The 25,570-nt window shown below is 65.4% G+C and carries 27 protein-coding genes, 2 tRNA genes and 4 pseudogenes; 17 read left to right on the top strand and 16 right to left on the bottom strand.

The window, feature by feature from the left end:
- Positions 1 to 436: 436 nt before the first annotated feature.
- From C5O79_RS03620 to C5O79_RS03600, 5 genes are all read left to right on the top strand, one after another.
- A complete protein-coding gene (locus tag C5O79_RS03620; RefSeq protein ID WP_226148165.1) occupies positions 437 to 1,057 on the top strand; it encodes a GNAT family N-acetyltransferase in 621 nt (206 codons plus the stop codon).
- Between the two features lie 170 nt (positions 1,058 to 1,227).
- Entirely contained in the window at positions 1,228 to 2,013 is a 786-nt protein-coding gene (gene minC / locus C5O79_RS03615; RefSeq protein ID WP_122473662.1) for a septum site-determining protein MinC, read from the top strand.
- Positions 2,014 to 2,072: 59 nt separating this feature from the next.
- Positions 2,073 to 2,888, top strand: coding sequence for a septum site-determining protein MinD (minD, locus tag C5O79_RS03610; protein ID WP_046545140.1), 816 nt, complete (start codon positions 2,073 to 2,075; stop codon positions 2,886 to 2,888).
- 12 nt (positions 2,889 to 2,900) lie between these two features.
- The gene (gene minE / locus C5O79_RS03605) at positions 2,901 to 3,155 is read left to right on the top strand and encodes a cell division topological specificity factor MinE (protein WP_006476634.1); all 255 of its coding nucleotides are present in this window, start codon (positions 2,901 to 2,903) and stop codon (positions 3,153 to 3,155) included.
- A gap of 160 nt (positions 3,156 to 3,315) precedes the next feature.
- Positions 3,316 to 3,717 carry a YXWGXW repeat-containing protein gene (locus C5O79_RS03600; protein ID WP_046545141.1) on the top strand — a complete coding sequence of 134 codons (402 nt, stop codon included), beginning with the start codon at positions 3,316 to 3,318 and terminating at the stop codon, positions 3,715 to 3,717.
- A gap of 116 nt (positions 3,718 to 3,833) precedes the next feature.
- Here the strand turns inward: C5O79_RS03600 and C5O79_RS03595 are convergent, their stop codons facing one another.
- Entirely contained in the window at positions 3,834 to 5,390 is a 1,557-nt protein-coding gene (locus tag C5O79_RS03595; RefSeq protein WP_122473663.1) for a chloride channel protein, read from the bottom strand.
- 170 nt (positions 5,391 to 5,560) lie between these two features.
- Here C5O79_RS03595 and waaC point away from each other — a divergent pair, with 170 nt between their 5' ends.
- The gene (gene waaC, locus C5O79_RS03590) at positions 5,561 to 6,559 is read left to right on the top strand and encodes a lipopolysaccharide heptosyltransferase I (protein WP_046545143.1); all 999 of its coding nucleotides are present in this window, start codon (positions 5,561 to 5,563) and stop codon (positions 6,557 to 6,559) included.
- Between the two features lie 19 nt (positions 6,560 to 6,578).
- On the opposite strand, the gene C5O79_RS03585 is transcribed toward waaC, so the two are convergent.
- The 9 genes from C5O79_RS03585 to rph form a co-directional block, all read right to left on the bottom strand.
- Positions 6,579 to 6,758 carry a hypothetical protein gene (locus C5O79_RS03585; RefSeq protein WP_039343411.1) on the bottom strand — a complete coding sequence of 60 codons (180 nt, stop codon included), beginning with the start codon at positions 6,756 to 6,758 and terminating at the stop codon, positions 6,579 to 6,581.
- A gap of 104 nt (positions 6,759 to 6,862) precedes the next feature.
- A complete protein-coding gene (locus C5O79_RS03580) occupies positions 6,863 to 8,173 on the bottom strand; it encodes an MFS transporter (RefSeq protein ID WP_122473664.1) in 1,311 nt (436 codons plus the stop codon).
- Between the two features lie 293 nt (positions 8,174 to 8,466).
- Positions 8,467 to 8,958, bottom strand: coding sequence for a TonB family protein (locus C5O79_RS03570; RefSeq protein ID WP_122473665.1), 492 nt, complete (start codon positions 8,956 to 8,958; stop codon positions 8,467 to 8,469).
- 336 nt (positions 8,959 to 9,294) lie between these two features.
- Entirely contained in the window at positions 9,295 to 9,588 is a 294-nt protein-coding gene (locus C5O79_RS03565) for a hypothetical protein (RefSeq protein WP_046545146.1), read from the bottom strand.
- 235 nt (positions 9,589 to 9,823) lie between these two features.
- Positions 9,824 to 10,219: a hypothetical protein gene (locus C5O79_RS03560; RefSeq protein WP_122473666.1), complete on the bottom strand. Its 396-nt coding sequence runs from the start codon at positions 10,217 to 10,219 to the stop codon at positions 9,824 to 9,826.
- Between the two features lie 143 nt (positions 10,220 to 10,362).
- Positions 10,363 to 10,450, bottom strand: a tRNA-Ser gene (locus C5O79_RS03555).
- Between the two features lie 44 nt (positions 10,451 to 10,494).
- The gene (gene hemW / locus C5O79_RS03550; RefSeq protein WP_046545148.1) at positions 10,495 to 11,709 is read right to left on the bottom strand and encodes a radical SAM family heme chaperone HemW; all 1,215 of its coding nucleotides are present in this window, start codon (positions 11,707 to 11,709) and stop codon (positions 10,495 to 10,497) included.
- 34 nt (positions 11,710 to 11,743) lie between these two features.
- The gene (gene rdgB, locus C5O79_RS03545; protein ID WP_046545149.1) at positions 11,744 to 12,373 is read right to left on the bottom strand and encodes an RdgB/HAM1 family non-canonical purine NTP pyrophosphatase; all 630 of its coding nucleotides are present in this window, start codon (positions 12,371 to 12,373) and stop codon (positions 11,744 to 11,746) included.
- A gap of 1 nt (position 12,374) precedes the next feature.
- Entirely contained in the window at positions 12,375 to 13,106 is a 732-nt protein-coding gene (rph, locus tag C5O79_RS03540) for a ribonuclease PH (protein ID WP_122473667.1), read from the bottom strand.
- 173 nt (positions 13,107 to 13,279) lie between these two features.
- Here rph and C5O79_RS03535 point away from each other — a divergent pair, with 173 nt between their 5' ends.
- The 4 genes from C5O79_RS03535 to C5O79_RS03520 all read left to right on the top strand — a co-directional run bounded on the left by C5O79_RS03535 (position 13,280) and on the right by C5O79_RS03520 (position 17,585).
- Positions 13,280 to 14,203: a YicC/YloC family endoribonuclease gene (locus C5O79_RS03535; protein ID WP_011351283.1), complete on the top strand. Its 924-nt coding sequence runs from the start codon at positions 13,280 to 13,282 to the stop codon at positions 14,201 to 14,203.
- A gap of 6 nt (positions 14,204 to 14,209) precedes the next feature.
- Positions 14,210 to 14,893 (top strand): guanylate kinase, encoded by a 684-nt coding sequence (gene gmk, locus C5O79_RS03530; RefSeq protein WP_046545150.1) that lies wholly within the window; start codon positions 14,210 to 14,212, stop codon positions 14,891 to 14,893.
- Positions 14,894 to 14,951: 58 nt separating this feature from the next.
- Entirely contained in the window at positions 14,952 to 15,155 is a 204-nt protein-coding gene (gene rpoZ, locus C5O79_RS03525; protein WP_006025620.1) for a DNA-directed RNA polymerase subunit omega, read from the top strand.
- A gap of 63 nt (positions 15,156 to 15,218) precedes the next feature.
- Positions 15,219 to 17,585: a bifunctional (p)ppGpp synthetase/guanosine-3',5'-bis(diphosphate) 3'-pyrophosphohydrolase gene (locus C5O79_RS03520; protein ID WP_039343380.1), complete on the top strand. Its 2,367-nt coding sequence runs from the start codon at positions 15,219 to 15,221 to the stop codon at positions 17,583 to 17,585.
- Positions 17,586 to 17,780: 195 nt separating this feature from the next.
- Here the strand turns inward: C5O79_RS03520 and C5O79_RS03515 are convergent.
- Positions 17,781 to 17,857: transfer RNA gene (locus tag C5O79_RS03515), tRNA-Arg, on the bottom strand.
- 128 nt (positions 17,858 to 17,985) lie between these two features.
- Here C5O79_RS03515 and greB point away from each other — a divergent pair.
- On the top strand, positions 17,986 to 18,549 hold the full coding sequence (gene greB, locus C5O79_RS03510; RefSeq protein ID WP_131931173.1) for a transcription elongation factor GreB: 564 nt from the start codon (positions 17,986 to 17,988) through the stop codon (positions 18,547 to 18,549).
- Positions 18,550 to 18,632: 83 nt separating this feature from the next.
- Here greB and C5O79_RS03505 read toward each other — a convergent pair whose 3' ends face one another.
- Positions 18,633 to 19,784, bottom strand: a complete 1,152-nt coding sequence (locus tag C5O79_RS03505; RefSeq protein ID WP_047850554.1) for a porin — start codon at positions 19,782 to 19,784, stop codon at positions 18,633 to 18,635.
- Positions 19,785 to 20,284: 500 nt separating this feature from the next.
- Entirely contained in the window at positions 20,285 to 20,557 is a 273-nt protein-coding gene (locus tag C5O79_RS03500; protein ID WP_046545153.1) for a hypothetical protein, read from the bottom strand.
- 395 nt (positions 20,558 to 20,952) lie between these two features.
- Between C5O79_RS03500 and C5O79_RS03495 the strand changes: the two genes are divergently transcribed.
- Together C5O79_RS03495 and C5O79_RS03490 are read left to right on the top strand one after the other, a co-directional pair.
- Entirely contained in the window at positions 20,953 to 21,156 is a 204-nt protein-coding gene (locus C5O79_RS03495; RefSeq protein WP_011351289.1) for a cold-shock protein, read from the top strand.
- A gap of 141 nt (positions 21,157 to 21,297) precedes the next feature.
- Complete coding sequence (locus C5O79_RS03490; RefSeq protein WP_122473668.1) at positions 21,298 to 22,434, top strand: exonuclease domain-containing protein; 1,137 nt, start codon at positions 21,298 to 21,300, stop codon at positions 22,432 to 22,434.
- 34 nt (positions 22,435 to 22,468) lie between these two features.
- Here C5O79_RS03490 and C5O79_RS03485 read toward each other — a convergent pair whose 3' ends face one another.
- Together C5O79_RS03485 and C5O79_RS37990 are read right to left on the bottom strand one after the other, a co-directional pair.
- A complete protein-coding gene (locus C5O79_RS03485) occupies positions 22,469 to 23,062 on the bottom strand; it encodes a chorismate mutase (protein WP_047850552.1) in 594 nt (197 codons plus the stop codon).
- 223 nt (positions 23,063 to 23,285) lie between these two features.
- Positions 23,286 to 23,390: a chorismate mutase gene (locus C5O79_RS37990; RefSeq protein ID WP_162269111.1), complete on the bottom strand. Its 105-nt coding sequence runs from the start codon at positions 23,388 to 23,390 to the stop codon at positions 23,286 to 23,288.
- 237 nt (positions 23,391 to 23,627) lie between these two features.
- On the opposite strand from C5O79_RS37990, the pseudogene C5O79_RS03480 reads away from it, so the two are divergent.
- The 4 pseudogenes from C5O79_RS03480 to C5O79_RS38360 form a co-directional block, all read left to right on the top strand.
- Positions 23,628 to 24,018 (top strand): annotated as a pseudogene (locus C5O79_RS03480) (DUF2946 domain-containing protein).
- A 44-nt stretch (positions 24,019 to 24,062) separates the two neighbouring features.
- Positions 24,063 to 24,623: pseudogene (locus C5O79_RS03475) on the top strand (TonB-dependent receptor); the annotation flags it as partial.
- Positions 24,611 to 24,940 (top strand): annotated as a pseudogene (locus C5O79_RS38470) (exo-alpha-sialidase); the annotation flags it as partial. The pseudogenes C5O79_RS03475 and C5O79_RS38470, both read left to right, overlap by 13 nt.
- Positions 24,932 to 25,118 (top strand): annotated as a pseudogene (locus tag C5O79_RS38360) (TlpA family protein disulfide reductase); the annotation flags it as partial. The pseudogenes C5O79_RS38470 and C5O79_RS38360, both read left to right, overlap by 9 nt.
- 79 nt (positions 25,119 to 25,197) lie before the next feature.
- Here C5O79_RS38360 and C5O79_RS03465 read toward each other — a convergent pair.
- Positions 25,198 to 25,452: a GlsB/YeaQ/YmgE family stress response membrane protein gene (locus C5O79_RS03465; protein WP_046545158.1), complete on the bottom strand. Its 255-nt coding sequence runs from the start codon at positions 25,450 to 25,452 to the stop codon at positions 25,198 to 25,200.
- Positions 25,453 to 25,570 lie beyond the last annotated feature (118 nt).

Here is a 25,570-nt window from a genome sequence, read left to right as displayed (position 1 = left end):
GCACGCTTGCCAAACTCCGGCGCTAGGCGCGAAGCTCCAAACGGACGGGGCGTGGGGGGAGCAGGCAGCGAAGGGCCCGCGCACGCTGATTGAAACATGCGGGGAACGCCGGATCGACCCGCACGGGCGACCGGTTTGTCAGACGGATGGTGCGTCGCGATGCGTGCGGGTGTCGGCCCCACGGGTCCGCAACAAATGTTGCGATGCAATATGGAGCGGGCGGCGGGTACCCGCGATACCTATTTCAGGGGTTACCAATATTACGGATCATTACGGCTTTCGCGCTGAAATCCACGGTGCCCGACGGGCAACTGCCGCGTGTCGCAAGGCGACCGCCGTCATGCGCCGAACGAGGCCGCCGCAACCGTCTTTCGGCGGCACGTATCGATGTGGTGATGCTGCACTTGCACATCAGCCGGTCCCCCGGCCGCCGGCGGTGCACGCTGCCTTTCGATTCGCGCTGTCATTTGAAAATTACGATTTGACTCATGCCCCGCTTTCGGTTGAAGCTACTAGCTTGCTGTCCGAAGGGGGCTGTGCCTGCATGAGTTCGACCTTGACCGTTCGTCGTATCGCTGCCGACCAGGGCGGCGTGTATCGCGAACTCCGCGCCGCATCGCTGCGTGAGCCCTATGCGCCCGGCGAAGCGCCGGAGGCCGAATTGCTGACCGTCGAAACGGACGCGGCGTCGGCAATTGCCGCGCAGCGCGCCGTGTCCGACGAGTCGACGACTTTCCTGCTGTACACCGAAGGCCACCCGGCCGGCATGATCGGCGCGTATTTCGACAACACGCCTGATCGGCGCGCGTTCGTCAGCGAACTGTGGGTCGCGCATGCGGTGCGTCACCTGCGCGGCGGGGTGCTGCTGCTGGAGACGGCCACCGCATGGCTCGCCGAGCGCGGCGCCACTGACGTCTACGCGTGGATCGCCGATGCGAACCGCAACGCGATCCGCTTCTACGAGCGTGCCGGTTTCGGCAACACCGGCGAACATGCGCCGATCGCGCGGATGCCCGGCGCGATGAAATCGCTGTTCGTGTCGCAGGTGAAGCACTGACGCGACCTCGAAACAGCCCGTTGCGCGGCGCGACGAAAGCCCGAGCGCCCGCTGGCCCGCCCGCCTGCCGGTTGCGCGCCCGCCCGGGCCGCCGCCACCCGGTTCCCCAAAAATAATGGCCGCACGCGTGGACGCCTGTAAAATACGCAAAAAATTTTTGCAGAGTGTCCATGTCGCTTAAAAAATCGCCATTCTTCGAGCTGCGCAGCGGATCGGTCGATACGTTGCTGTTCACCGTGAAGACGACCGATCTCGATGCGTTGCGTACCGAACTGGTCAAGCGCTTCGAAGCGACTCCCGAATTTTTCGCCGACGATGTCGTCGCGATCGACGTCCGCCGCCTGGCTGACGCCGAGCGCGTCGCGCTCGCGGACATCCGCCAGATGCTGAACGACGTGCGGATGCGCCCGGTGGGCGTCGTCGCGCTGGCAACGCAGGGCTGGGCGGGGGAAGCCGGCCTGCCGTTGCTGGAGGCGCGCGATCGCCGCGCGCCGGCCGCGAAACCTGCCGACGAAGCGGAACCGGCGGCAGTGCCAGCCGTCGAGCCCGCCGCCGCTGCGGCAGCCGCAGCGGCGCCCGAACAGCCGTCGGAGCCCGCACCGACGCTCGTGCAGGCCGGTGGCCAGACGCTGGTGATCGACCGGCCGTTGCGTTCGGGGCAGCAGATTTACGCGAAAGGAGACCTCGTGGTGCTCGCGCCGGTCAGTCACGGCGCGGAGATCATCGCGGAAGGCAATATCCACATCTACGCGCCGTTGCGCGGCCGCGCACTCGCGGGCGTGCACGGCAATCACGACGCGCGCATTTTCTGCACGTGTCTCGAGCCGGAACTGATTTCGATCGCGGGTATCTATCGAACGACCGAGAACCCGTTGCCCGCCGACGTACTGGGCAAATCGGTACAGATCCGGCTCGAAGAGGAAAAACTGATGATCGAACCGCTGCGCCTGACGTAATACACGCGGTGCGCTCCGGGTCGATCGGCTCTCATTGACGAACACAGGGTATTGGGTAAATGGCAAAAATCATCGTGGTGACCTCGGGCAAGGGCGGCGTGGGCAAGACGACGACGAGCGCGAGCTTCGCGTCCGGTCTCGCGCTGCGCGGCCACAAGACGGCCGTGATCGACTTCGACGTCGGCCTGCGCAACCTCGATCTCATCATGGGCTGCGAGCGCCGCGTGGTGTACGACCTCGTGAACGTGATCCAGGGCGAAGCGAACCTGAACCAGGCGCTGATCAAGGACAAGAAGTGCGAGAACCTGTTCATCCTGCCGGCGTCGCAGACGCGCGACAAGGATGCCCTCACGCGTGACGGCGTCGAGAAGGTGCTGAACGATCTGGTCGCGATGGATTTCGAATACATCGTCTGCGATTCGCCGGCCGGTATCGAGGCGGGCGCACTGCACGCGATGTACTTCGCGGATGAAGCGCTGATCGTCACGAACCCGGAAGTGTCGTCGGTGCGTGACTCGGATCGCATCCTCGGCATCCTGTCGTCGAAGACGAAGCGCGCGACCGAAGGCAAGGATCCGATCAAGGAACACCTGCTGATCACGCGTTACAGCCCGAAGCGCGTCAGCGAAGGCGAGATGCTGTCGCTCGAGGACATCAGCGAGATCCTGCGCATCAAGCTGATCGGCGTGGTGCCCGAGTCGGAAGCCGTGCTGCATGCATCGAATCAGGGTCTGCCGGCCGTGCATATCGACGGTACCGACGTTGCGGAAGCGTACAAGGACGTCGTTGCACGTTTCCTCGGCGAAGACAAGCCGCTGCGCTTCACCGATTACCAGAAGCCGGGCCTGCTGCAGCGCCTCTTCGGCAGCAAGTAACGGAGGCCGACCATGTCCATCCTTTCGTTTCTCCTCGGCGAGAAGAAGAAGTCCGCATCGGTCGCGAAGGAGCGCCTGCAGCTCATCATCGCGCACGAGCGGGTCGGCGGCCGGCCGCCGGCCGATTACCTGCCGGCGCTGCAGAAAGAGCTCGTCGCGGTCATCTCGAAGTACGTCCATATTTCGGACGATGACATCCGCGTGAGCCTCGAGCGCCAGGACGATCTCGAAGTCCTCGAAGTGAAGATCGAGATCCCGCAAGCCTGACCGTTGCGGGTATCCCTCCGCACGGCGGCACTCGCCGCCGTGCGCGTCTTACGCCCTGTTGCACTTTCGGGCATGCCGTAACACGGCGTCTGTCGGCCGTTACCGCGCCTCCCGCATTGAACGAATACGCTCGCGTAACTTGTTCAACCAGGAGGTTGTGATGGCTGTCCCTACTGTTCAACGTCGTATCGTTTCGCTCGCCCTGTTCGCCGCGGGCCTGTCAGCCGTCGTCGCACCGTTTGCCGCGCATGCGGACGAGATTCTCGTCGGCACCCCCGTGATCGTGCCGCAGGGCCGCGTGGTCGTCGCCCAGCCGGTCGGCGTGCGCACCGAGGAAATCGTGGTCGTCGCGCCGAATGCGCCGCCGCCGGTGCGCTACGAGGTCGTGCCGGCCTCGCGCGTGGGCTACGTGTGGGATCGCGGGCACTGGCACTGGGAGCATGGCCGCTACGTGTGGATCGGCGGTCACTGGGAAGCCGAGCGCGTCGGCATGCAATGGGTGCCGGGCCATTGGGACCAGCGCGGTCCGAACTGGTTCTGGACCCGTGGCCACTGGGCGTGAGAGAGGCGGACGATGAAAAGAACCGCAATCGCCATCGCGCTCGTCGCGATCACGCTGGCTGGATGCATCGTCGTGCCGGCGCGGCCCGTGTACTACCGGCCGGCGCCCGTCGTGATCTACTGAGGGTCGCGCGGGCCGGGCTGCGCCTGGCCGTTCGTCCCGGCTGCGGCCGGCTCGTCGTCGTGCGGCGCCGGTGCATGCGCTGCGCGTTCGGCCAGCGTGGCGGCGGCCGCTTCGTCGCCCCTGCCGTCTTCGTCGCGCAGTGTGTCGAGCGGATCGGCGGGCGCCGCGGCCGCATCCTGCGGCTCGGTGACGCCGGTCGCCACCGCCGCGCTCGCCGCGGCTGCCGCAGCCGGTTCCGCAGCCGTGACGGGTGGTGCGAGATAGCGCAAGGCGAGCGTTTCGTAGAGCGGCGGCGCAAAGAAGCGCGACACGCGGCTCGATACCAATGCGGTGGCCATCAGCGAAATCACGAGCGCGTGACCGTTGATCATCTCCATCACGATCACGAACGACGTGATCGGCGACTGCGTGACGGCCGCCATGTAGCCGACCATCGCGAGCGCGATCAGCATCGGCAGGCTCATGTTGCTGAACACGACGTGCAGCAGGTTGCCGAACCCGGCGCCGATCGACAGCGACGGCGCGAAGATCCCGCCCGGGATGCCCGGCAGGTACGACGCGACCATCGAAATCATCTTCAGGAACGGATAGAACACCGACAGATGCTGGCTGCCGTCGAGCAGGCCGCGCGCCTCGGCGTAGCCGCTGCCGAAGGTCGTGCCGCCCGATACGAGGCCGACGACGGCGATCGCGAAGCCGCACAGCGCGGCGAATGCGATCGGCCGCTCGCGATACAGGCCGAGCAGCTGCGCGGGCAGCCAGCGCCCCGTGTTGAGCAGCAGCCAGCAGAACAGGCCGCCTGCGATCCCCGTCACGATCGCGGTGACCAGCACGGCGAGCGCCAGCAGTTTCGGGAAATGAGGGCCGGCATCGATCGTGCCGAAATACGTGTAGTTGCCGTTCAGCCCGAGCGCGACGACGCCGGCGAGGATGATCGCGGTGATCAGCACGCCGCTGGCGCGCGCGGAGAAGCTGCGCGTCAGCTCCTCGATCGCGAACACGATCCCGGCGAGTGGCGTATTGAACGCGGCCGACAGCCCGGCCGCCGCGCCGGCGAGCACCAGTTGGCGTTCGATCTGCGCGTTCGAGCGCGGGTAGAAGCGTCGCAGGTTGAACATCAGCGCTGCGCCGACCTGCACGGTCGGCCCTTCGCGGCCGATCGTGAAGCCGCCCAGGATACCGAGGAACGACACCAGCACCTTGCCGAACAGGATACGCAGCGTCAGCAGCCGGGAGCCGAATGCACTCGGGCGCGCATGCAGCGTCGCGATCACTTGCGGGATGCCGCTGCCCTCGGCGCCGCGGAAGAAGCGGCGCGTGATCCATACCGACACCGCGGCGATGGCCGGCGTCAGCAGTAGCGGCAGCCACGCGGCGTGGTCGCGCATCGTGCGGAAAGTTTCGTAGCCCCAGTCGATCAATCGCGCGTAAAGTACAGCCGCGAGGCCAACGACGATCGCACCGAGCCAGAAAACGCCGTACTGGCGCCAGATCCTAAGTGAACGACGGGTGAGGGCGGGGAACAGGGCGGGAAGGGCGGGGCGTGGCATCGACGCGGGCCGGTAGGCAAAGACCGGATTATAAAAAGAACCGGATGCAGGCGGGAGGCGAGAATGTTTCCGAAAGGAGATGCATTTTGTTGCAAAAGTAATTTTCCCGTAATGTTCGCGCATGTAACCACCGTTAGCATGCCAAATTGGCCGGCTTTTCCCCACACATTGTGAAACGTATCCTCATCGTGAAAGTGACGTCGCTCGGCGACGTTGTCCAGACGCTACCCGTCGTCGCGGATCTGCATCGCGCCTTCCCGGGCGTAACGGTCGACTGGGCGGTGGATGAATCGTGCTCGGAGGTCGTGCGCTGGCATCCGGGCGTCAGCAACGTCCTGTGCGCGCCGCTGCGCCGCTTCAAGAAGATGCGCAATCGCGGCGACCTGAAGGCAATCACGGCATCGATCGGCGCGCTGCGGGCGCATCGCTACGACGCAGTGATCGACCTGCATGGCGTCTACAAGAGCGCGATCATTTCGGCGCTCGCACGCGCCGCACGCCGCATCGGCTACCAGACGCAGGATCTCGGCGAAACGGGCGCACGCTTCGCGTATTCGCATCGTTTCGGCCCGCGGCCGGACTGCGACGCGTGGCACGGGATGCGCGTGAGCGCCGGCGAGGCGCTCGGCTACGTGCCCGAAGGCATCGCCACGTACGGCATCGTCCCGCCGCGGGACGTGAACCTGCCGGCCGCCGTGACCGATGGCGCGCCGTTCATGCTGCTGTTCCATGCAACGTCCAACCCCGACAAGAAGTGGCCGGCCGACCACTGGGCCGCGCTCGCCACGCAGATGATGGCGCGTGGCGTACGCGTGCTGTTGCCGTGGGGATCGGCTGCCGAGCATGACGATGCGCAGGACATCGCCGCACGCGCGCCGGGTTCGGTCGTGCTGCCGGCGATGACGGTGCGCGAACTCGGCGCGGCGCTCGGCCGGGCTGCGCTCGTGGTGGGGGTCGATACGGGGTTCGTGCACATGGCGCACGCGCTGCAGCGGCCGACCGTGATGATTTTCGTCGCGACGTCGCGCCATCATTGCGGGATCGGCGGCGCGCCGAATGCATTGTCGATCGGCGAGCCGGGCACGATGCCGTCGGTCGACGAGGCGCTGGATGCGATCGATACGGTCAGCCCGGCCTACGGCGCGCTGCGCGCGCGGCTGACCGCCTGAAGAGGCGTGGTGCGTTGGTTCAGGCGAGCAGCGCCTCGACCGTGACGACGGCGGCGACGGCCGCCAGATTCGCCAGCAGCGCCTCGAACACGAGGCCGCGCCACGTCTGCGGCCGGAAGCGCATCGCGAGCAGGATCGCGCCACCCAGCGCGAGCGCGAGGATCAGGACGAGATCGGCATTGCCGAGGCGGATGTTCATGGCGGCGGCTCCTTCGGGGCGGGATCCCGGGGGCGCGCAGCGGCGCACCCAGGATCGAGTATAGGCAGCGCCAGCCACCGCACAACCCGGGTCGCCCCGGAGTCTCAGACGAGCGGTGCGTCGCGCGTCTCGCGCATCAGCAGCACGCCAATCAGGCTGATTGCCGCCGCAACCGATACGTAACCCCCGACCCACGACAGGCCGCCGCGCGCCGCCAAAAGTTGCGCGATATAGGGCGCAATCGACGCGCCGAGGATCCCGCCGAGGTTGTACGCGACGCCCGCGCCCGTGTAGCGGACGTTGGTCGGGAACAGCTCCGGCAGCAGTGCGCCCATCGGCGCGAACGTCACGCCCATCAGGAACAGCTCGATCGTCAGGAACAGCGCGACGAGCGGCATCGAGCCGCTACCGAGCAGCGGCTCCATCGCAAAACCCGACAGCAGCGCGGCGATCGCGCCCACGACGAGCACCGGCTTGCGGCCGAAACGGTCCGATGCCAACGCGGACAGCGGCGTCGCGAGCCCCATGAACACGACTGCAAAACACAGCAGGCCGAGGAAGCTCTGGCGCGGAATATGCAGCGCCGACACGCCGTACGACAGCGAGAACACCGTCGAGATGTAGAACAGCGTGTAGCAGACGACCATGGCGAGCGCCCCGAGCAGCGTCGGCCGCCAGTGTTGCGTGATCAGTGTCGCGACCGGCACGCGCACGCGCTCATTGCGATCGAGCGCGGCCTGGAACGCGGGCGTTTCGGTGATCTTGAGCCGCACGTACAGGCCGAGCGCGACGAGCACCGCACTGACCAGGAACGGAATGCGCCAGCCCCAGCTGCGGAACTGCTCGTCCGACAGCGACAGCGCGAGCGCGAAGAACAGCCCGTTCGACATCAGGAAGCCGACCGATGGCCCGAGCTGCGGGAACATCCCGAACCAGCCGCGCTTGCCCTGCGGCGCGTGCTCGGTCGCGAGCAGCGCGGCGCCGCCCCATTCGCCGCCGAGGCCGATCCCCTGGCCGAAGCGCAGCACGCACAGCAAAACCGGCGCGAGCGCGCCGATCGCGTCGTAGCCGGGCACGAAGCCGATGGCGGTGGTGGATACGCCCATCACGAGCAGCGATGCGACGAGCGTCGACTTGCGGCCGATGCGGTCGCCGAAGTGCCCGAACAGGAACGATCCGATCGGGCGTGCGATGAACGCGATGCCGAACGTGACGAAGGCGGACAGCGCCTGTGCGGTCGCGGACCCGTGCGGGAAGAACACCGGGCCGATGACGAGCGCGGCGGCCGTTGCGTACACGTAGAAATCATAGAACTCGATTGCGGTGCCGATGAAGCTGGCGAACACGATGCGCCGGTGGCTGACGGCGCCGGCCGAACCGGTTGCGTGTGCAACGGTCGGGGGGGATGCGGACATGGATGTCTCCGTTTTGTCGTTGGGGCGGTCGGCTGGGCGTGCGGACGGGCAGGCGGATGCCTGCCGGTGGCAGCCGAGCGGATGATGCGGTGGCGGCGTGGACGCGTGCCTTGGCGCGCGCGTCACCCGCCGGTCGACGATGGAGACGGGTACGTCGCCGCCGCCCGGTGCCGGCGTGGTCGGCTCGCATGCCGGGTGGGGCGCGCGAACGTGCGCGCGGCGTGATGGCCGCGCGATTGCGGAAAATTATAGCCAGCGCTGCCGCGCACCGGCAATCGCGGGGCGGCGACCGGTCAGTCGATCGATTGCGCCTGCGCCGACGCGGTGCTTTGCAACTGGAAGTGGCCGTCGTCGTTAAAGAGCCAGCCTTCCATCAATTCGAGCCGGCCGTTGCCGTCGAGCAGTCGCGACGGTGGCGCCGGCAGCGGCGCCGAGCGGTGCAGCGACGCGAGCGCGAGTGCTTCCGCTTCGCTGTCGCCGTTGCTGCGATAGACGGACGCGTTGACGAGCCGGCCGCTGCCATCGACGGTGAAGGCCACGACGACGAGCGAGCGGAGCATCGCCTGTGGTATCCCGTGCAGCATGCCGGACGGATTGCGTTCGGCGACGCGCTGTGCGACTTCGACGCGGTACTGGTCGAGGTTGCCGCTGCGGGTGATCGACGGAATCGTCAGGATCGAGTGCAGCGACGGAGGCGGCGTGATCGTGCACGCCGCGAGCATGGCGGCGACGGCCAGCGCAACTGCACGCAGCCGGTCGACATGCAAACGGGGAAGGGGGCGCATGGGAGGCTAGCCAGAAGTGACTATAAAAAAATGATAGGCGCACGGACGCGAGACGATATCGGGAGAAACGCATAAAGGGCGATGCCGGACGATGCGGTTGCCGATGACGAGAAGACGTGCGCTCGCGCATCGCGATGTGACGTGACATGTGACAGCACGCTCGCGTGGCTGTCGGCCGTGTGCATCCCTGCGTGCGTGTTGCAAGGTTGAAAGAATCGTGAGGGACGCGAGTGGCACGCGGCCGCGGGGAGATGGTCCGGCGCGAGCGCAGCGGGTTGCCGCAGGCAGCACCGCGGCGGCCGCCCGCGCCATCTTCGGCGATGCGTGCCGCCCGGGTCAGAAGCCGTGCGTCACGAGTGACAGGATCGACAGGTCGGGGTGCGTGCCATCGATGATGCTCTTGCCGATGTGCACGGCTTCGTGGACGGCTTCATCGAGGCTCGCGAAGCTTTCTTCGCCGTCTGCATGGAAGGGCACAGCGTGGCCGGGCAATGCGGGATTCGCCCCCGGATGGCACACGTAACCGGTGTAGGTGTAGCGCGTGTCGCTGCCGGGCACGGTGGCCGGCACGACATGGATCTCGAAGCCTTCGTAATCGACGTGTTCCGCCGGTGTCGACAGTTCGGTCATGGCGATCTCCGTGTACCGCACGCAGGGGTGGCGCGCGCGGTATCGAGTACGCGGCGGCGGTCGTGTCGCCGTGTTGATCGAATTCTAGGCGATCGAGCGGGCGGCCGGGAGGATGGCTTCCGGTGTGGCGCGGTACGATTGAGGGCCGCTGGCGAGTCCGCAGCTCAGGTGCCGTGCGAGGGCCGGCGCGAACGCCCGTGCCGTTTCGGCGGACGGGCTCGCGCGCGGCGCTGCATCATTGCTTGCAGCGCGCGTCCTTGCGCTGCACGACGATGATCACCGGGTATTTCTGGCCGTGGTCGAGCTCCACGCGCGCCACGACGGTCAGCGTTGCCGGATCGGAATCGTCGTACACGCTGACCTGTTCGTTCCGCAGGTAGGTCACGCCGGTGCAGTTCGACGTGCGTCCGTCATCGCCCACCTTGCACTGGAGGTCGTTGTCCTTCACGTAGTTGTACGGCGACGGGCTCGCGAGGTATTCGCTCAGGCCGCGCGGCGAGCCGCCGACGCCAGTCACGTAAGCGATTGCGCACGACGCTTGCGCGTCGCTGCCGGCGGTGGTGTCGGCCGTCGCCTGCGTGCTGACGACAACCAGCAGTGCAGCGAGCGACGAGACGATGAAGGGCTTCATGACGTGGGTTTCCCGTTTCGCGAATCGGAGCGCCGGATTGTAACGGCATCCGGCGTGACGCGTCGGAACGTGAGGGAAGGGCGTGAACGGACCAACAAAAAAACCCCGTCATTCGGTGAATGGACGGGGTTTGGCGAACTTCCTGGCGGAAGCGGTGAGATTCGAACTCACGGACAGTTTCCCGTCGCCGGTTTTCAAGACCGGTGCCTTAAACCGCTCGGCCACGCTTCCACACGAGGCGGCATTGTAACCGAAATGCCGCGTGGTTCATCCCTTCAATCGTCGCGCAGGAACAATTCCTGCAGGTCGTTGAGGAAACGCTGGCCCAGCGGCGTCGGCGCGATCTGCGCGAAATCGCGCGCGATCAGCCCGCGCCGTTCCGCTTCCTGCAGCGCCGGCTCGATCGTGCTCATCGGCAGGCCCGTGCGTTCGGCGAAGCTGTGCACGGGGAAGCCTTCGACGAGCCGCAGCGTGTTCAGCATGAACTCGAACGGCAGGTCGCGCGCACCGACTTCACGCTCTTCCTGCACGGCCGTGCCGGCCATCGCCTGCTCGATGAAGGTTGCCGGATGCTTGTAGCGTGCCTGCCGCAGGATCCGGTTCGGGAACGACAGCTTCGTGTGCGCGCCCGCGCCGATCCCGAGATAGTCGCCGAAGCGCCAGTAGTTCAGGTTGTGCTTGCACTGATGATTCGGCTTCGCGTACGCGGACACTTCATAGCGTCCGTAACCGGCGTCGGCCGTGCGCGCGTGAATCCATTCCTGCATGTCGGCCGACGCGTCGTCATCGGGCACGACCGGCGGGAACTTCGCGAACAGCGTATTCGGCTCGAGCGTCAGGTGATACAGCGACAGATGCGGCGGCGCGTACGACAACGCAGTCTCGATGTCGGTGCGGCATTCGTCGAGCGTCTGGTTCGGCAGCGCGAACATCAGGTCGAGGTTGAAGTTGTCGAACGTCTTCGCGGCGATCTCGACGGCCGCGCGCGCCTGCGTGGTGTCGTGAATCCGGCCGAGCGCTTTCAGATGGCCTTCGTTGAAGCTCTGGATGCCGACCGACAGGCGGTTCACGCCGCTCGCGCGGAACTGCGCGAACTTCGCGGCCTCGAACGTGCCCGGGTTCGCCTCGAGCGTGATCTCGGCGTCGGCATCGAGCGGCAGCAGCGCGCGCACGTCGGACAGCAGCCGGTCGAGGCCGGCCGCGGACAGCAGGCTCGGCGTGCCGCCACCGATGAATACCGTATGCACCTGGCGGCCCCACACGAGCGGCAGTGCCTGTTCGAGATCGGCGCGCAGCGCGTCGAGATATTCGGTTTCCGGAAACCGCTCGCCTTTCCACTCATGCGAGTTGAAATCGCAGTACGGGCACTTGCGCACGCACCACGGAAAATGCACGTAGAGGGCGAGCGGCGGCAGCGACGTGAGCCGCACCTGCCCAGGCGACGTGAACGTCGCGACGACGCGCGCGCCGGTTTCCGCTGCCTGGCTCATGCGGCCTCCGGCTGCGAATGCGTGGTGAAGACGGTCATGCGGGTTCCTCTGCGAGCCGCGCGAGCAGCGCCTTCAGCGCTAGCGCCCGATGGCTGTGCGTGTTCTTCACGGCTGGCTCGAGTTCGGCCGCCGTCGCGCCGAGCGACGGCAGGTAGAAATACGGGTCGTAGCCGAATCCGTGCTCGCCGCGCGGCGTATCGACGATTTCGCCCGCCCAGCGTCCTTCGGCGAACAGCGGCTCCGGGTCGTCCGCATGGCGCACGAGCGCAAGCACGCAGCAGTAGTATGCGCGCCGGTCGTCGACACCGCGCAACTGCTCGACGAGATACGCGTTGTTCGCCGCGTCGCCCTTGTCGCGGCCCGCGCGCTGCGCGTAGCGCGCCGAATAGACGCCCGGCGCGCCGCGCAGCACGCGCACGCACAGGCCCGAATCGTCGGCGATCGCCGGTAGCCCGGTGAGCCGCGACGCGTGGCGTGCCTTCGTCAGTGCATTCTCGATGAAGGTGCCGAACGGCTCCTCCGCCTCCGGCACGGCAAGGTCGCCCTGCGGGACGATCTCGATGCCGACCGTCGAGAACAGCGCGGTGAATTCGCGCAGCTTGCCGGCGTTGTTCGACGCGAGAACGATGCGCGACAGCGGCGCGGTGGTGTGGTCGTCCGGCATGTCAGGCGCCCAGCACGTCTTTCTGAAGCTGCACGAGCTCGGCGATTCCGCCTTGCGCGAGGTCGAGCAGCGCGTTCATCTCGGCGCGCGAGAACGGCACGCCTTCGGCCGTGCCCTGGACTTCGACGAAACCGCCGGCGCCCGTCATCACGACGTTCATGTCGGTGTCGCACTGCGAATCTTCCGCGTAGTCGAGGTCGAGCACCGGTGCGCCCTGGTACACGCCGACCGAGATCGCGGCGACGTGGTCGGTGATCGGCGAGCGCGTGAGCTTGCCGGCCGCGATCAGCTTCGACACGGCGTCGTGCGCGGCGACGAATGCGCCGGTGATGCTTGCCGTGCGCGTGCCGCCGTCCGCCTGGATCACGTCGCAATCGATATGGATCGTGCGCGGGCCGAGCGCCTCGAGGTCGAACACCGCGCGCAGCGCACGACCGATCAGGCGCTGAATTTCCTGCGTGCGGCCGGTCTGCTTGCCGCGGGCGGCTTCGCGGTCGCTGCGTGTGTGCGTCGCGCGCGGCAGCATCCCGTATTCGGCGGTCAGCCAGCCTTGCCCGCGGTCGCGCAGGAAGTCGGGGACGCGTTCGGAGACGCTCGCGGTGCAGAGCACCTTGGTGTCGCCGAATTCGACCAGCACCGAACCTTCGGCATGTTTCGTGTAGTTGCGCGTAAGGGCGACCTTGCGCAGTGCGTCGGCGCGGCGGCCGCTCGGGCGGGAAACGGAGGACGTCATGTGGGAATCGCGGAACGAGAGGAAACCCCGATTTTAGCGCCGAACGGCGGGCGTGCCCGGCGGGGTGGTCCGCAAAAATGGGATAATGCGCGCTTCCCGCCCCGCGCTTTCCGATGCGCCGGGCGCCTCGACATATCCCCGCCCGCGAGGGCACCCAGACGGCGAGACGAACCATGATCTACAGCATGACGGGCTACGCGAGCGCAACGCGCGAACTCGCGACGGCCACCGGCAACGGCGGCACCAGCGTGTCGGTCGAACTGCGCACCGTGAACTCGCGCTTCCTCGACCTGAATTTCCGGATGCCGGACGACGTGCGCGCGTGCGAACCCGCGCTGCGCGAAATGCTGATGAACAAGCTGTCGCGCGGCAAGGTCGACATCCGCATCAACCTGCAGCGCGGCGAGCAGAGCATCGGCGCGGGTGCGCTGAACCAGTCCGCGCTCGGCCAGCTCGCCGAGCTCGAGCGCTCGGTGCTCGACTCGTTCCCGGGCGTCGGCCGCCTGCGCGCGGGCGAGATCCTGCGCTGGCCCGGCGTGATCGCCGAGAGCGGTGTGTCGGCCGACGCGATCCGCGAGGCGGTGCTCGCGTGCGGCAAGGAAGCGATCGGCGAACTCGTCGTCGTGCGTTCGCGCGAAGGCGCGCAACTGGCGACGATGCTGCTGTCGAACGTCACCGAGATGGAAGCGATCGTCGCGCGCATCACGCCGCTCGTGCCGGAGCTGATCGCGAAGCACCAGCAGAAGATCGTCGAACGGCTGCAGGAGGCGCTCGGTATCGCGGCGCCCGAAGGCAGCTCGACGATCGTCACGCGCGAGGAGGCCGCGGAGCGCATTCGTCAGGAAGTGACGATGTACGGGATCCGGATCGACATCGCGGAAGAGCTGTCACGGCTCACCGCGCACCTGAACGAAACGCGTCACGTGATCGAGAAGGGCGGCCGCGTCGGCAAGCGTCTCGACTTCATGATGCAGGAACTGAATCGAGAAGCAAACACGCTCGGCTCGAAGGCGGCGGCGAAGGAACTCGCCGACGCATCGATGGCGCTCAAGCTGTTGATCGAGCAGATGCGTGAGCAAGTGCAAAACCTGGAGTAAAGCAACATGACCGAATCCCACCGCGACGGCCACGCGTCGCATTCGCTGCACGGCGGCGTCTATCCCGGCAACCTGTTCATGGTCGTCGCGCCGTCGGGCGCCGGCAAGTCGACGCTCGTGAATGCGCTGCTGTCGAAGGACAGCGACATCTGCCTGTCGATCTCGTACACGACGCGCAAGCCGCGCCCGGGCGAGCAGGATGGTCAGCACTATCACTTCACGACGGTCGAGGATTTCCGCGCACGTCACGCGGCGCACGAATTCCTCGAGAGCGCGGAAGTGCACGGCAACTACTACGGCACGTCGCGCGTCTGGATCGAAGAGCAGATGAAGAACGGCCACGACGTGCTGCTCGAGATCGACTGGCAGGGCGCGCTGCAGGTGAAGAAGCAGTTCCGCAACGCGGTCGGCATCTTCATCCTGCCGCCGTCGCTCGACGCGCTCGAGGAGCGCCTGAAGAAGCGCGGCCAGGACGAACCGAACGTGATCACGCGCCGCCTGCTGGCCGCCGGCAGCGAGATCGCGCACGCGTCCGAAGCGGAATACGTGGTGATCAACGAGAACTTCGAGCGTGCGCTCGCGGAGCTCGAATGCATCGTCGCGGCCACGCGCCTGCGCTTTGCTTCGCAGTACGCGCGACACACGGAGCTGTTCATCGAGCTCGGCATCCATCTGCCCCACGCGGAATGACGCGGGGGACGAGGGACATAAGGTAGAATAAGGACTATATTCAGAAGGAATTACCAACATGGCTCGCATTACCGTCGAAGACTGCCTGAAGCAAATCCCGAACCGCTTCGAACTGGCGCTTGCCGCCACCTATCGCGCGCGGCAGCTCGCGCAAGGCCATACGCCGAAGATCGAAAGCCGCGACAAGCCGACCGTCGTCGCGCTGCGCGAAATCGCTGCCGGCCAGGTCGGCGTCGAGATGCTGAAGAAGGTGCCGGTGTAACGCGCATCCGGCCCGTTCCAGCCATGTAATCCACGCGCGCAACGACTCGACCTGGAGGCGAATATGAGCACCACCCCATCGTCCGCCTCCGCGGATCCGACCACCGAAGCCACGGCCCAGTCGCCTGCGCGCCAGTACATCGACGCGGTCCTCGAACAGTCCTTCCGGCATCTGTTCGGGCCGACCGCCACACCGGAGCAGCCTCGCAAGCACGGCGTCGTTTCGATCGCGAAACTGACGGGCGTGCTTGCCGAGTATCTTCCTCCGGAAGAAATCAAAGAGGTCAAGGCGGCGTTCCACTTCAGTGACGAAGCCCACCTCGGTCAATATCGCCAGAGCGGCGAACCCTACATCACCCATCCCGTCGCCGTTGCAGAAATCTGCGCCGGCTGGAAGCTCGACGCGCAGGCCGTCATGGCCGCGCTGCTGCACGACGTGATGGAAGACCAGGGCGTGACCAAGAGCGAGCTGGCCGAGCGGTTTGGCCCGAAGGTCGCCGAACTGGTCGATGGCCTGTCGAAGCTCGACAAGATGGAATTTCGCAGCCGCGAGGAAGCGCAGGCGGAAAACTTCCGCAAGATGCTGCTCGCGATGGCACGCGACGTGCGCGTCATTCTCGTCAAGCTCGCCGACCGCCTGCACAACATGCGCACGCTCGGCGCAGTGCCGATGGAAAAGCGCCGCCGCGTCGCGCGGGAAACGCTCGACATCTACGCGCCGATCGCGCACCGCCTCGGGTTGAACAACACGTATCGCGAGCTGCAGGACATGAGCTTCGCGAACTTCAACCCGCATCGCTACGCGACGCTCGAGAAGGCCGTGAAGGCCGCGCGCGGCAACCGCCGCGAAGTGATCAGCAAGATCCTCGAAGCCGCGCAGCGCGCGATGGCCGATGCGAAGATCGACGCCGAGATCACCGGCCGCGAAAAGACCATCTACAGCGTGTACCGCAAGATGCGCGACAAGCAGCTGTCGTTCTCGCAGGTGCTCGATGTGTACGGCTTTCGCGTCGTCGTCGACAGCCCGCTCGACTGCTACACGTGCATCGGCGCGCTGCACGCGCTGTACAAGCCCGTGCCCGGCAAGTTCAAGGACTACATCGCGATCCCGAAGATCAACGGCTATCAGTCGCTGCACACGACGTTGGTCGGCCCGTTCGGCGCGCCGATCGAGTTCCAGGTGCGCACGCGCAAGATGCACGAGATCGCCGAGGCGGGGGTCGCCGCGCACTGGTTGTACAAGAATGGCAGCGCGGATCTCAGCGACGTGCAGAAGCGCGCGCATCAGTGGCTGAAGTCGCTGCTCGACATCCAGAGCGAAGCCGGCGATTCGAGCGAGTTCCTCGAGCACGTGAAGATCGACCTGTTCCCGGATGCGGTTTACGTGTTCACGCCGAAGTCCAAGATCATGGCGCTGCCGCGCGGCGCGACGGCACTCGATTTCGCGTATTCGATCCACAGCGATCTCGGCAACCAGTGCGTGGCCGTGAAGATCAACAACGAGCTGCTGCCGCTGCGCACCGAGCTGAAGAGCGGCGACATCGTCGAGGTGATCACCGCGCCGTATTCGAAGCCGAATCCCGCATGGCTCGGTTTCGTGCGTACCGGCAAGGCGCGCTCGGCGATCCGTCACTACCTGAAGACGATGCGCCTGAACGAGTCGGTGCAGCTTGGCGAGCGGCTGGTCGACCAGAGCCTGAAGGGCTATGGCCTCGCGCTGGCCGATGTCGAGCCGGAAGTGTGGGAGAAGCTCGTGCAGTGGACGGGCAACAAGAGCCGTCAGGAAATCTTCGCGGACATCGGCCTCGGCCGCCGCGTGGCCGCGGTGATGGCCAAGCGCATCGAGGTGCTGATGAGCGGCCGCGATGCGGACGACGATCTGCCGAAGTCCGAGCGGCATCCTGCGCACCACGCGCCGCCGGTCGTGATTACCGGCACCGAAGGGATGTCCGTGCAGTTGTCCGCATGCTGCCGGCCGATTCCGGGCGACGCGATCATGGGCTACATCGGCATCGGTCTGGGCATGGCGATTCATACGACCGATTGCCGCGTGGCGCAGCGTATCCATCGCCGCGATCCGGGCCGCTGGATCGACGTCGAATGGGCGCCGCAGCCGGGCCGCCTGTTCGATGTCGCGGTGAAGGCGCTCGTGAAGAACACGAAGGGCATCTTTGCGCGTGTCGCGGCGGACATCACGTCGGCCGATGCGAACATCGTGCATATCGCGATGGACGAGGATCTGACGCACGAATCGACGGTACTGCGCTTCGTGATCCAGGTCAGCGACCGCGTGCATCTCGCGAACGTGATGCGGCGCGTGCGAACCAATCCGGACGTGATGCGGATCATGCGCGAGCGTTCGACCGACGACGGCGCGCATGCGCGCCACGACGGCGGCATGCGCATCGAGCGCGAGCGGCAGGATTATTGACGCCTGGCCCGCAGGTGCGATCGACGGCGGCCAATGGCCGCCGTTTTCATTTGTGCTGCCGAAGACGCGAACGTGCGGTGTGGTCGACGTTCTTCCGAAAAGAGACGTTATGCAACCGTACGTTGCGGTGCGGCGAGCAGGGGAAGGGCGGGCGGAAAAGAAAAAGGGCTTTCCCGGAGGAAAGCCCTTTTAAGGTGGCGCGGCTGGCAGGATTCGAACCCACGACCCCTTGGTTCGTAGCCAAGTACTCTATCCAACTGAGCTACAGCCGCACGCAGAAGCGAAATTATAGCAGGGTTGTATAAAAAGGGAAGCCTTATTCGCAAATTAGGTGCATGGCCTTGCCGGGGCGCCCTTCGTGTACCCTTGGAGCATCAGTCATCCATGTTGAATCCGCATCATGAACAAGGCGTTTGTCAAAGAGTCGGACGGCGACGACGACGATCTGGACCAGACCCAGCCCGCGATTCCGGCGGGCTCGAAGAACTACATCACGCCCGCCGGCCACAAGCGCCTGAGGGACGAATTGCTGAACCTGATCGACGTCGAGCGTCCCGAGGTCGTGCGGCTCGTATCCTGGGCCGCGTCGAATGGTGACCGGTCGGAGAATGGCGACTACATCTACGGCAAGCGGCGGCTTCGCGAGATCGATCGCCGCATCCGCTTCCTGACGAAGCGGCTCGATCTGGCCGAAGTCGTCGATGCGAGCCGGCAGGAGAATGTCGACCAGGTGTTTTTCGGCGCAACGGTCGATTACGAGACACCGGACGGCGAGGATCACACGATCACGATCGTCGGGATCGACGAGGTCGATCTCGATCACGGTTGTGTCAGCTGGATTTCGCCGGTCGCGCGCGCACTGATCAAGGCGCGGATCGGCGATACCGTCATGCTGATGACGCCGGCCGGCCCGCAGCCGATCGACGTGCTCGACGTCCGTTACCCGGCGCCAGGCAACGCCTGAGCGGTGCACGGCGCAACCCGGCAAAGAAAAAGCGCCCCGATGGGGCGCGTCGCCATTCGGCGTGCTGCGGAAATGCCGGTCGCTCAGAAGCGATGGCGCAGGCCGGCCGTGACCGCGATCTGCTTGTTGGTCGACGAAGCACCACCGAGGCCATTGACATAGGCGCCGATGCCCAGGCCATCCGTGCTGACGCGCTGATACACGCCTTGCACATACACGTCGGTCCGCTTGGACAGTGCATAGTCGGTCTGCAGATTGAACTGATTCCAGCCCGGATGACGACCATCCAGGAAGCCGGCGGTGTACGTGTACGATCCGGCCAGCGACAAGGCCGGCGTGAGCGCGTAGCGCGCATTCACTTCGTAGTTGTTGAAGCGGGCAAACGTGCCGTCGAGACCCAGGCCGTTCGACACGCCCGAGGCGCCCGCGGAGATGCCGAGCGCGCGGTTCACACGCGATTGCGTGAACACGAAGCCGGCCGTTGCCGGGCCGAATGTGTAGTTCAGGCCGCCGCCGAACACGCGCTGACGCTTGCCGACGAACGTGTTGTCGCCTGCTACCGCGCCGCCGCTGTTGGTGACCGCGGCCGACGTGAGGCCCGAGATGTCATTGTTCAACTGCAGGTAGCCAGCGCCGATATTGAAGCCGGCGTACGTGTACGACACGCCTGCGCTGTACGCGCGATTGTTCGAGAACTGATTGCTGTTCGAGAAGCCGTACAACGCGCCGAACTTCAGGCCGCCGTAATTGATGCTCGTATACTTGACGGCGTTATTGATCCGGAACGAATTGTTGAGGTTGTCGTTATCGAACGGGTGGGCAAACTGGGTGCCGCCGAATTGCGTACCGGTAAGCGACAGCGGCCCGATGTAGTCGACGACGCTATCGTATTGGCGACCGAGGGTGACGGCGCCGAACTGGTCATGAGACAGGCCGACGAACGCCTGGCGGCCGAATTCGCGGCCATTCTGGCCGAGCGTGCCGTTGGCGATGTTGAAGCCGTTTTCCAACACGAAGATTGCTTTCAGGCCGCCGCCGAGATCTTCCGTGCCGCGCAGGCCCCAGCGGCTGCCGTTGATCTGGCCGCTGCGTTCCGACCATGAGCTGTGGCCACCCTGGTTGTTCGTGTAGGTGATGCCTGCGTCGATCAGGCCGTATAGCGTCACGCTGCTCTGAGCGTGAGCTGCCGTAACGAATACACTCGACAACGCGGTGACGATCAGGGTTTTTTTCATGGATCTGTCTCCAAACAGGATGATGTCGATCGAACCTGCTGCGGACTGGCATCTTTTGCTTGACGTTGCGGCCGGTCCGCAGGGCGGCGGAGCGCCTATCAAAATGCCATCTGCAGTGTACGGAGTGCGTGGAGCGGGGGAAGGCTGCGCTTTAAGCAACAGTATATTTTGGAATCCGCAAAGATCGGCGGTGTGGCGGAAACGATTGCCCACCAAGGATTTGCGGCGATGCAGCAAAGAAAAATGACGATCAGAACTACGTAACGGGCGTTGCGTGTTCGCGACAGGCGGTCAACAGCAGGCGGGGATGCCGGTAATCCGATTATTGACACATCGGCAATAGAGGTTTGTGTGGAGCATGGCTAATGAAAGGTTGTTCTCTCGCTATACTGCGATCTCTGCTTTCCGAAGCAGACTTTTTCGTTGACGGAAAAGATCTCCAAACCTTTGTCGGCGCGACTTCCCAGTCGCGCTTTTTTTTTGCCCCGTCGGTCCGCGCGCTATTGCGCGAACGAGCGCCGCTTGCGCTTGGCCGCGGGTGCGGCCTCCTCGGCTTCGTTGGGGGGCGGCGTGTATGTCCAGTCTTCCATCACGTAGTGACGGGCATCGAGAGGCGACGAGAGCAGGTTCTGCCAGTGATCGCCGTGCCAGGTCGTATCGAATTCGGTGTCGTACGGCGCTTCACGCGAGGCCGCGGACTCGGTCAGCGCCCGGGACTTGCGCCGTACGCGTCCGAGCCGGCTCGCGAAGCGCTTGATTCCGTCCAGCCACATGGCCATCTCCTTCCTTCCGGCGTTAAGTGAGCATCGCAATATCCCCGGCTTTCCGCAACCCGGAAAAAACCCGAGGAATTTACCGACTCGATTTGTCCCCGGTAGGAATTTCGCGGCCAAGATTATTAATGCTCTGATCCCGGTAATATTGACAGGTTTTTGATGCGAATCAATTAATCAAAGGCGCCGGTGTACCGATTCCAGTGGTATTAGCTCTTTTTTGATAAAACGATCGTCAAAAATTTCCTTGACGCACCCGGATTGTCCAATTTATAAATGTCAGCACTCCGTCCTCGGGCGGCGTGCTGGTGCGGGTGCTGGCGCAATGTTTCGGGATTTCGGGAAACGGCTATAAAAATAGCTTTTTTGGATCTAATCGAGTGGGGAACGAAGACATGGATACCGGTATCGTGAAATGGTTTAACGATGCTAAAGGTTTCGGCTTTATTACGTCGGACAATGGCGGTGAAGATTTGTTTGCGCACTTTTCCGAAATCAAGATGGACGGCTTCAAGACGCTGAAGGAAAACCAGCGTGTTTCGTTCGACGTGAAAGTCGGGCCGAAAGGCAAGCAGGCAGCGAATATCCAGGCGGTCTGACGCGCCGCGCATTGCCGATCACGTCCGGCCCCCGCATTGCGGGGGCTTTTTGTTTCGCGGGGGCGGAACATTCCGGTTCGCGCTGGCCGTGAACCCGAATGCCGGTGCATACTCACGGAAGCATCGTTTCCCAGTCTTTTCATGTCTGATTCCCCCCGTCCGTCCGATCCCGCCAGCGAACAGCCGCTCGTTTTCGTCGACCTTGAAACCACCGGCGGCTCGCCCGCCGAACACCGCATCACCGAAATCGGCGTGGTCGAGATCGGCCCGCTCGGCGTGTCGACGTGGACGACGCTCGTCAATCCGGGGCAGTCGATTCCGCCGTTCATCCAGCAACTGACGGGCATTTCGGACGAGATGGTGCGCGACGCTCCGTCATTTGCGTCGCTGGCGCCGGCGTTGTTCGAGCGGCTCGACGGCAAGCTTTTCGTCGCGCACAACGCGAGCTTCGACCGCAGCTTCCTGCGGGCCGAATTCGAGCGCGCCGGCTTCGCATTCAATCCCGATGTGCTGTGTACGGTGCGGCTGTCGAAGGCGCTGTTCCCGCGTGAATCGCGGCACGGCCTCGACGCGTTGATCGAGCGTCACGGCCTCGTGCCGGCTGCGCGCCACCGGGCGCTGGCGGATGCCGACCTGCTGTGGCAGTTCTGGCGCCTGTTGCACGACATCGTGCCGCTCGAGCGCCTGCGTGACCAGATCGCACGCACGACGCGCCACTTCCGTCTGGGCGGCAACCTGACCGAAGCCTGGCTCGATACCGCGCCGCCCGGCTGCGGTGCATACGCACTGTTCGGGGACGAGGATGTGCCGCTGTATGTTGGCCGCAGCGTGCGTGTGCGGCAGCGGCTGCGTGCGCTGCTGACGGGCGAGCGCCGTTCGTCGAAGGAAATGCGGCTGGCGCAGCAGGTGCGGCGGGTCGAATGGCGCGAGACCGGCAACGAGTTGGGGGCGATGCTGACCGAGGCGCAATGGATTGCCCGGCTGCGGCCGTCGTACAACCGGCGTCCCGCAGCCGATGCTCGTACCGGCGCTGCGCCCTGGCCATTCGAAGGTGCCGTCGCGTTCGAGGCGAGCGGCGAGCGCCGCCTGTTTCATGTGATCGATGGCTGGCGCTATCTCGGCGCGACGGAATCGCTCGACGCGGCTGCGCAACTCGCGGCCGACGGAGCGGACGGTGCGTTCGAACCCTCCACCCACCGCCTGCTGCAGACGCATCTCGCACGCGGCCTGGAGCTGATTCCGCTCGCCGCGCTCACGCCTGCGGGGCAGGCGGGTTAATCAGGCGCGGTCGCGCCACCGGCGCCCGCTGTCGTCAGCCGATCGCGCTTGCGCCGCCGGCCGAGCAGACGTGCGATAGCGCAGTGTCGAGTGCCTGCGTTTGCGTGGCGTCGTAGCGCGTGAGCGTCTTCCAGTTGGCGATGCTGCGCGCGAGCCTCGCCTGGCAGTCAGGCGCATCCCGCAGCGGTGCAATCTGCGCGAGCCCCGCGAGCATTTTCTGCGTCAGCCGGTCGAGCGCCGGGCGCGTGCTGGTCGCGAGATCGGGCGGCGTGCCTTCCGGTGGCCGCGTCGCGCGCCAGGTTGCGAATAGCGCGTTCTGCACATCCTTGCTCGCGGTGATCTGATCCTCGAAGAACGTCCGAGCGAACGCGGGATCGACACCGGCCTGTGCCGCGCGCTTCTCGACTGACACGAGCAGCTCCGCTTCGCGCGGCCGGTCCTCGATTGCCTTGTGATTCGCCCATTTCCATCGAGCGACCGGTTCGGCGAGCGCGAGGCGCTGCGACGCGAGCGCGACGATGTTGGTGAGGGCGGTGTCGTCACCATCTGCGTTGGCGATGCGCGGGGACGAAAAGAGGGCGACGCCGAGCGCGGCGACAGCGAGGCTGGCACGAATGGCTTGCTTCATCGGAACGATCGGGAGAGCCGGGCGGCCCGGAAGTGGAAAACCAGAAGGATAGACGAAGACAGTCGCGCGGCGTAGCGCAGCGACAGGAGAATCAGCAGGCGAGCTGATCCGGCACCGTCAGGCTGTTGCGGCCCGGGTGCGAGGCGAATTGCGCGTGATGCGCAGTGATGAACCGCACGAAAGCGATGATCGACACGTGGCGGTTACAGAACCGAACAGGCGTTCACTTCGGCGAGTACAGCTTGTGCTGTTCGTCGAAGAATGCCCGCACGTGGTCGGGCAATTCGGCGAGGAATTCCACGCCGACGGGTTCCGGATCCGGGCTCATCACTTGCTCCGGCGGTGGCATGCGAGTTGGTCTTTCGTCCATGGTCATTTCTCCAGCGGGTTCGATGATTATCAACCTCGTGCTTGGATTTATGCCAGTGGCGAATCGTTAGATTTTGTCTCTGTTGTATTAACGGCACATGCGCTCTGACGCGCTGCGATGCCGACTATTGCATTATGCGGAATCGGCAACAATCGGGCCGCTCACTATACTTGCGCGCACTTTTTCTCGACCGCGATGCAACGAACGACGCGATGGATCGGCCTCGTATGGCTGGCGCCGGTACTGAACGTACTGTCGCCCGTCATCGGCTATGCGCGTCTCGCGTCGAGGGGCTCCGGCGAGCTCGCGCTCGAATTGTGCGATGCAGCGAGCGCGCGCCAGATCGTGCTCGCGCAGGCGGGCAGCGACCACGATGCGTCGTCGTTCGACCATGCCGGCGTGCCGCACTGTGTGTACTGCCCGGGGTTTCGCCGCGAGCGTGGCGCTCGGGTCCAGCCTACCCGCGCTGCCGGGCTTCGTACGGACGTTCGCCTATCGCGCGGCCGTGCCGGCCATTTCCGAATTTCCCCGCAAGGGCATCCGTCTCGCGCAGCCTCGCGTTCCGTCTGAAAACGCTCCGATCTGATTGATGTCGCCCGTGCGCCCCGGTGGCGCGTGTGCCGCTCGCGGCTGGGTGTCGGCGTCGTGCGTGCCAGCGTGTTCCAGAGCGACCTGCGCGATTCGATCTGCAGCCAGACGGCGGTGTCGGGCGCGACGACGGTGACCAACATCTCGAACGCCGATCGCGTGCGCGTGCGTGGCGTCGAACTCGCGTTCAGCGGCGAGAAAGTCGGTTTGAAGGGACTCGCGATCGACGCGAACGTGTCGGCGAGCAATGCGCAGATCCTCGCCGATGTCGCGAATCCCGAGCATGTCGGCTCGCGCTTTCCGCGGATTCCGCGCATGCGTGCGAACCTGCTCGCGTCGTATCGCTTCGACGAGCACTGGCTGACGAGCGTCGGCGTGCGCTACTCGGGCCGCCAGTTCAACACGCTCGACAACAGCGACATGAACCCGAACGTCTGCGGCGGCGCGAGCTCGTTCACGGTCGCCGACCTGAAGGCGCGCTACCGCTTCGATCGTCACTGGAGCGCGTCGCTCGGCATCGACAACCTCACGGACCGCCGCTATTACGTGTTCCACCCGTATCCGGGCCGTGATTTCTATGGAAAACTGCAATGGTCGCTGTGAGATCGCTCGCGGCAGGCGGCGCGCCGTGGCTCGCGTTGCTGTCGCAAGCCGGCGCGCACGACGCGCACAACGTGCCGAAGGCCGCCGATTCGCACGCCACGCACATGAGCATGCAGGCCGCACCCGCGCAGCAGAAGCAGCCGCTCGCGACGGGTGCGGCATTCGACACGCATCACCGGATGTGGGGCGCATGGGTCGAGGGCGTGCCCATTGTCGTTGCGCATTCCGACGATGCCGGCGGCACGCTGTCCGAGCCCGTCACCGTCAATGCGATGCAGGAGCCGGTCTACACGAGCGCGGAGAATCGCCCGAAGATCGCGCAGTATGCGAATGCGGAGCTCGATGCCCGAGCGTCTGCGCGCGGCGCTCGATGCGGGGTGGAGAGGGGACATGCCGCGCACCGTGTGGATCGGACGCGATGGCGCATGCGAGGCGCGCAGCGGATTGCTGACGGCCGACGTGCTCGACAGCTGGTTGGAGCGCGCGAAGCGCTGAATGGGGCGACGGCGCGCGGCGAACGGGCCGCGCGCCGGCCTGATGCGAAAACGCGCCCGAAGGCGCGTGGAGAGGGGCGTCAGGCCGCTCGCTTGAATAGCCGGATCACGAACAGCAGGATCACCGCGCCGACGACCGCGACGATCACCGAACCGATGAAGCCGCTGCCGATGCTGATGCCGAGCATCCCGGCGAGCCAGCCGCCGATCACCGCGCCGACAATCCCGACGATGATGTCGACGATCAGCCCGAAGCCGCCGCCCTTGACGAGCAAACCGGCAAGCCAGCCGGCGATCGCGCCGATGATGAGCCACATAATCAAGCCATGAGTCATGGTTGTCCTCTCCTTGAGTTGTGTCGAAAGACCGGACGTCGGCTGCGTTGCCGCAAGCTGAATGAAGGCGGCATCGCGACCTGCCGCGCCGCCCACGCAATGTAACGCGATAGACGGG

The sequence above is a fragment of the Burkholderia sp. SRS-25 genome, assembly GCF_004343765.1.
GTDB classification, from domain to species: domain Bacteria; phylum Pseudomonadota; class Gammaproteobacteria; order Burkholderiales; family Burkholderiaceae; genus Burkholderia; species Burkholderia contaminans.
This window is presented reverse-complemented; position numbering and strand designations above follow the sequence as displayed.

Coding starts and splice junctions, on each gene's coding strand:
- minC (WP_122473662.1), top strand. CDS start 1,228: ATGTCGCTTAAAAAATCGCCATTCTTCGAGCTGCGCAGCGGATCGGTC.
- minD (WP_046545140.1), top strand. CDS start 2,073: ATGGCAAAAATCATCGTGGTGACCTCGGGCAAGGGCGGCGTGGGCAAG.
- minE (WP_006476634.1), top strand. CDS start 2,901: ATGTCCATCCTTTCGTTTCTCCTCGGCGAGAAGAAGAAGTCCGCATCG.
- C5O79_RS03600 (WP_046545141.1), top strand. CDS start 3,316: ATGGCTGTCCCTACTGTTCAACGTCGTATCGTTTCGCTCGCCCTGTTC.
- C5O79_RS03595 (WP_122473663.1), bottom strand. CDS start 5,390: ATGCCACGCCCCGCCCTTCCCGCCCTGTTCCCCGCCCTCACCCGTCGT.
- C5O79_RS03585 (WP_039343411.1), bottom strand. CDS start 6,758: ATGAACATCCGCCTCGGCAATGCCGATCTCGTCCTGATCCTCGCGCTC.
- C5O79_RS03580 (WP_122473664.1), bottom strand. CDS start 8,173: ATGTCCGCATCCCCCCCGACCGTTGCACACGCAACCGGTTCGGCCGGC.
- C5O79_RS03570 (WP_122473665.1), bottom strand. CDS start 8,958: ATGCGCCCCCTTCCCCGTTTGCATGTCGACCGGCTGCGTGCAGTTGCG.
- C5O79_RS03565 (WP_046545146.1), bottom strand. CDS start 9,588: ATGACCGAACTGTCGACACCGGCGGAACACGTCGATTACGAAGGCTTC.
- C5O79_RS03560 (WP_122473666.1), bottom strand. CDS start 10,219: ATGAAGCCCTTCATCGTCTCGTCGCTCGCTGCACTGCTGGTTGTCGTC.
- hemW (WP_046545148.1), bottom strand. CDS start 11,709: ATGAGCCAGGCAGCGGAAACCGGCGCGCGCGTCGTCGCGACGTTCACG.
- rdgB (WP_046545149.1), bottom strand. CDS start 12,373: ATGCCGGACGACCACACCACCGCGCCGCTGTCGCGCATCGTTCTCGCG.
- rph (WP_122473667.1), bottom strand. CDS start 13,106: ATGACGTCCTCCGTTTCCCGCCCGAGCGGCCGCCGCGCCGACGCACTG.
- C5O79_RS03535 (WP_011351283.1), top strand. CDS start 13,280: ATGATCTACAGCATGACGGGCTACGCGAGCGCAACGCGCGAACTCGCG.
- gmk (WP_046545150.1), top strand. CDS start 14,210: ATGACCGAATCCCACCGCGACGGCCACGCGTCGCATTCGCTGCACGGC.
- rpoZ (WP_006025620.1), top strand. CDS start 14,952: ATGGCTCGCATTACCGTCGAAGACTGCCTGAAGCAAATCCCGAACCGC.
- C5O79_RS03520 (WP_039343380.1), top strand. CDS start 15,219: ATGAGCACCACCCCATCGTCCGCCTCCGCGGATCCGACCACCGAAGCC.
- greB (WP_131931173.1), top strand. CDS start 17,986: ATGAACAAGGCGTTTGTCAAAGAGTCGGACGGCGACGACGACGATCTG.
- C5O79_RS03505 (WP_047850554.1), bottom strand. CDS start 19,784: ATGAAAAAAACCCTGATCGTCACCGCGTTGTCGAGTGTATTCGTTACG.
- C5O79_RS03500 (WP_046545153.1), bottom strand. CDS start 20,557: ATGTGGCTGGACGGAATCAAGCGCTTCGCGAGCCGGCTCGGACGCGTA.
- C5O79_RS03495 (WP_011351289.1), top strand. CDS start 20,953: ATGGATACCGGTATCGTGAAATGGTTTAACGATGCTAAAGGTTTCGGC.
- C5O79_RS03490 (WP_122473668.1), top strand. CDS start 21,298: ATGTCTGATTCCCCCCGTCCGTCCGATCCCGCCAGCGAACAGCCGCTC.
- C5O79_RS03485 (WP_047850552.1), bottom strand. CDS start 23,062: ATGAAGCAAGCCATTCGTGCCAGCCTCGCTGTCGCCGCGCTCGGCGTC.
- C5O79_RS37990 (WP_162269111.1), bottom strand. CDS start 23,390: ATGAGCCCGGATCCGGAACCCGTCGGCGTGGAATTCCTCGCCGAATTG.
- C5O79_RS03465 (WP_046545158.1), bottom strand. CDS start 25,452: ATGACTCATGGCTTGATTATGTGGCTCATCATCGGCGCGATCGCCGGC.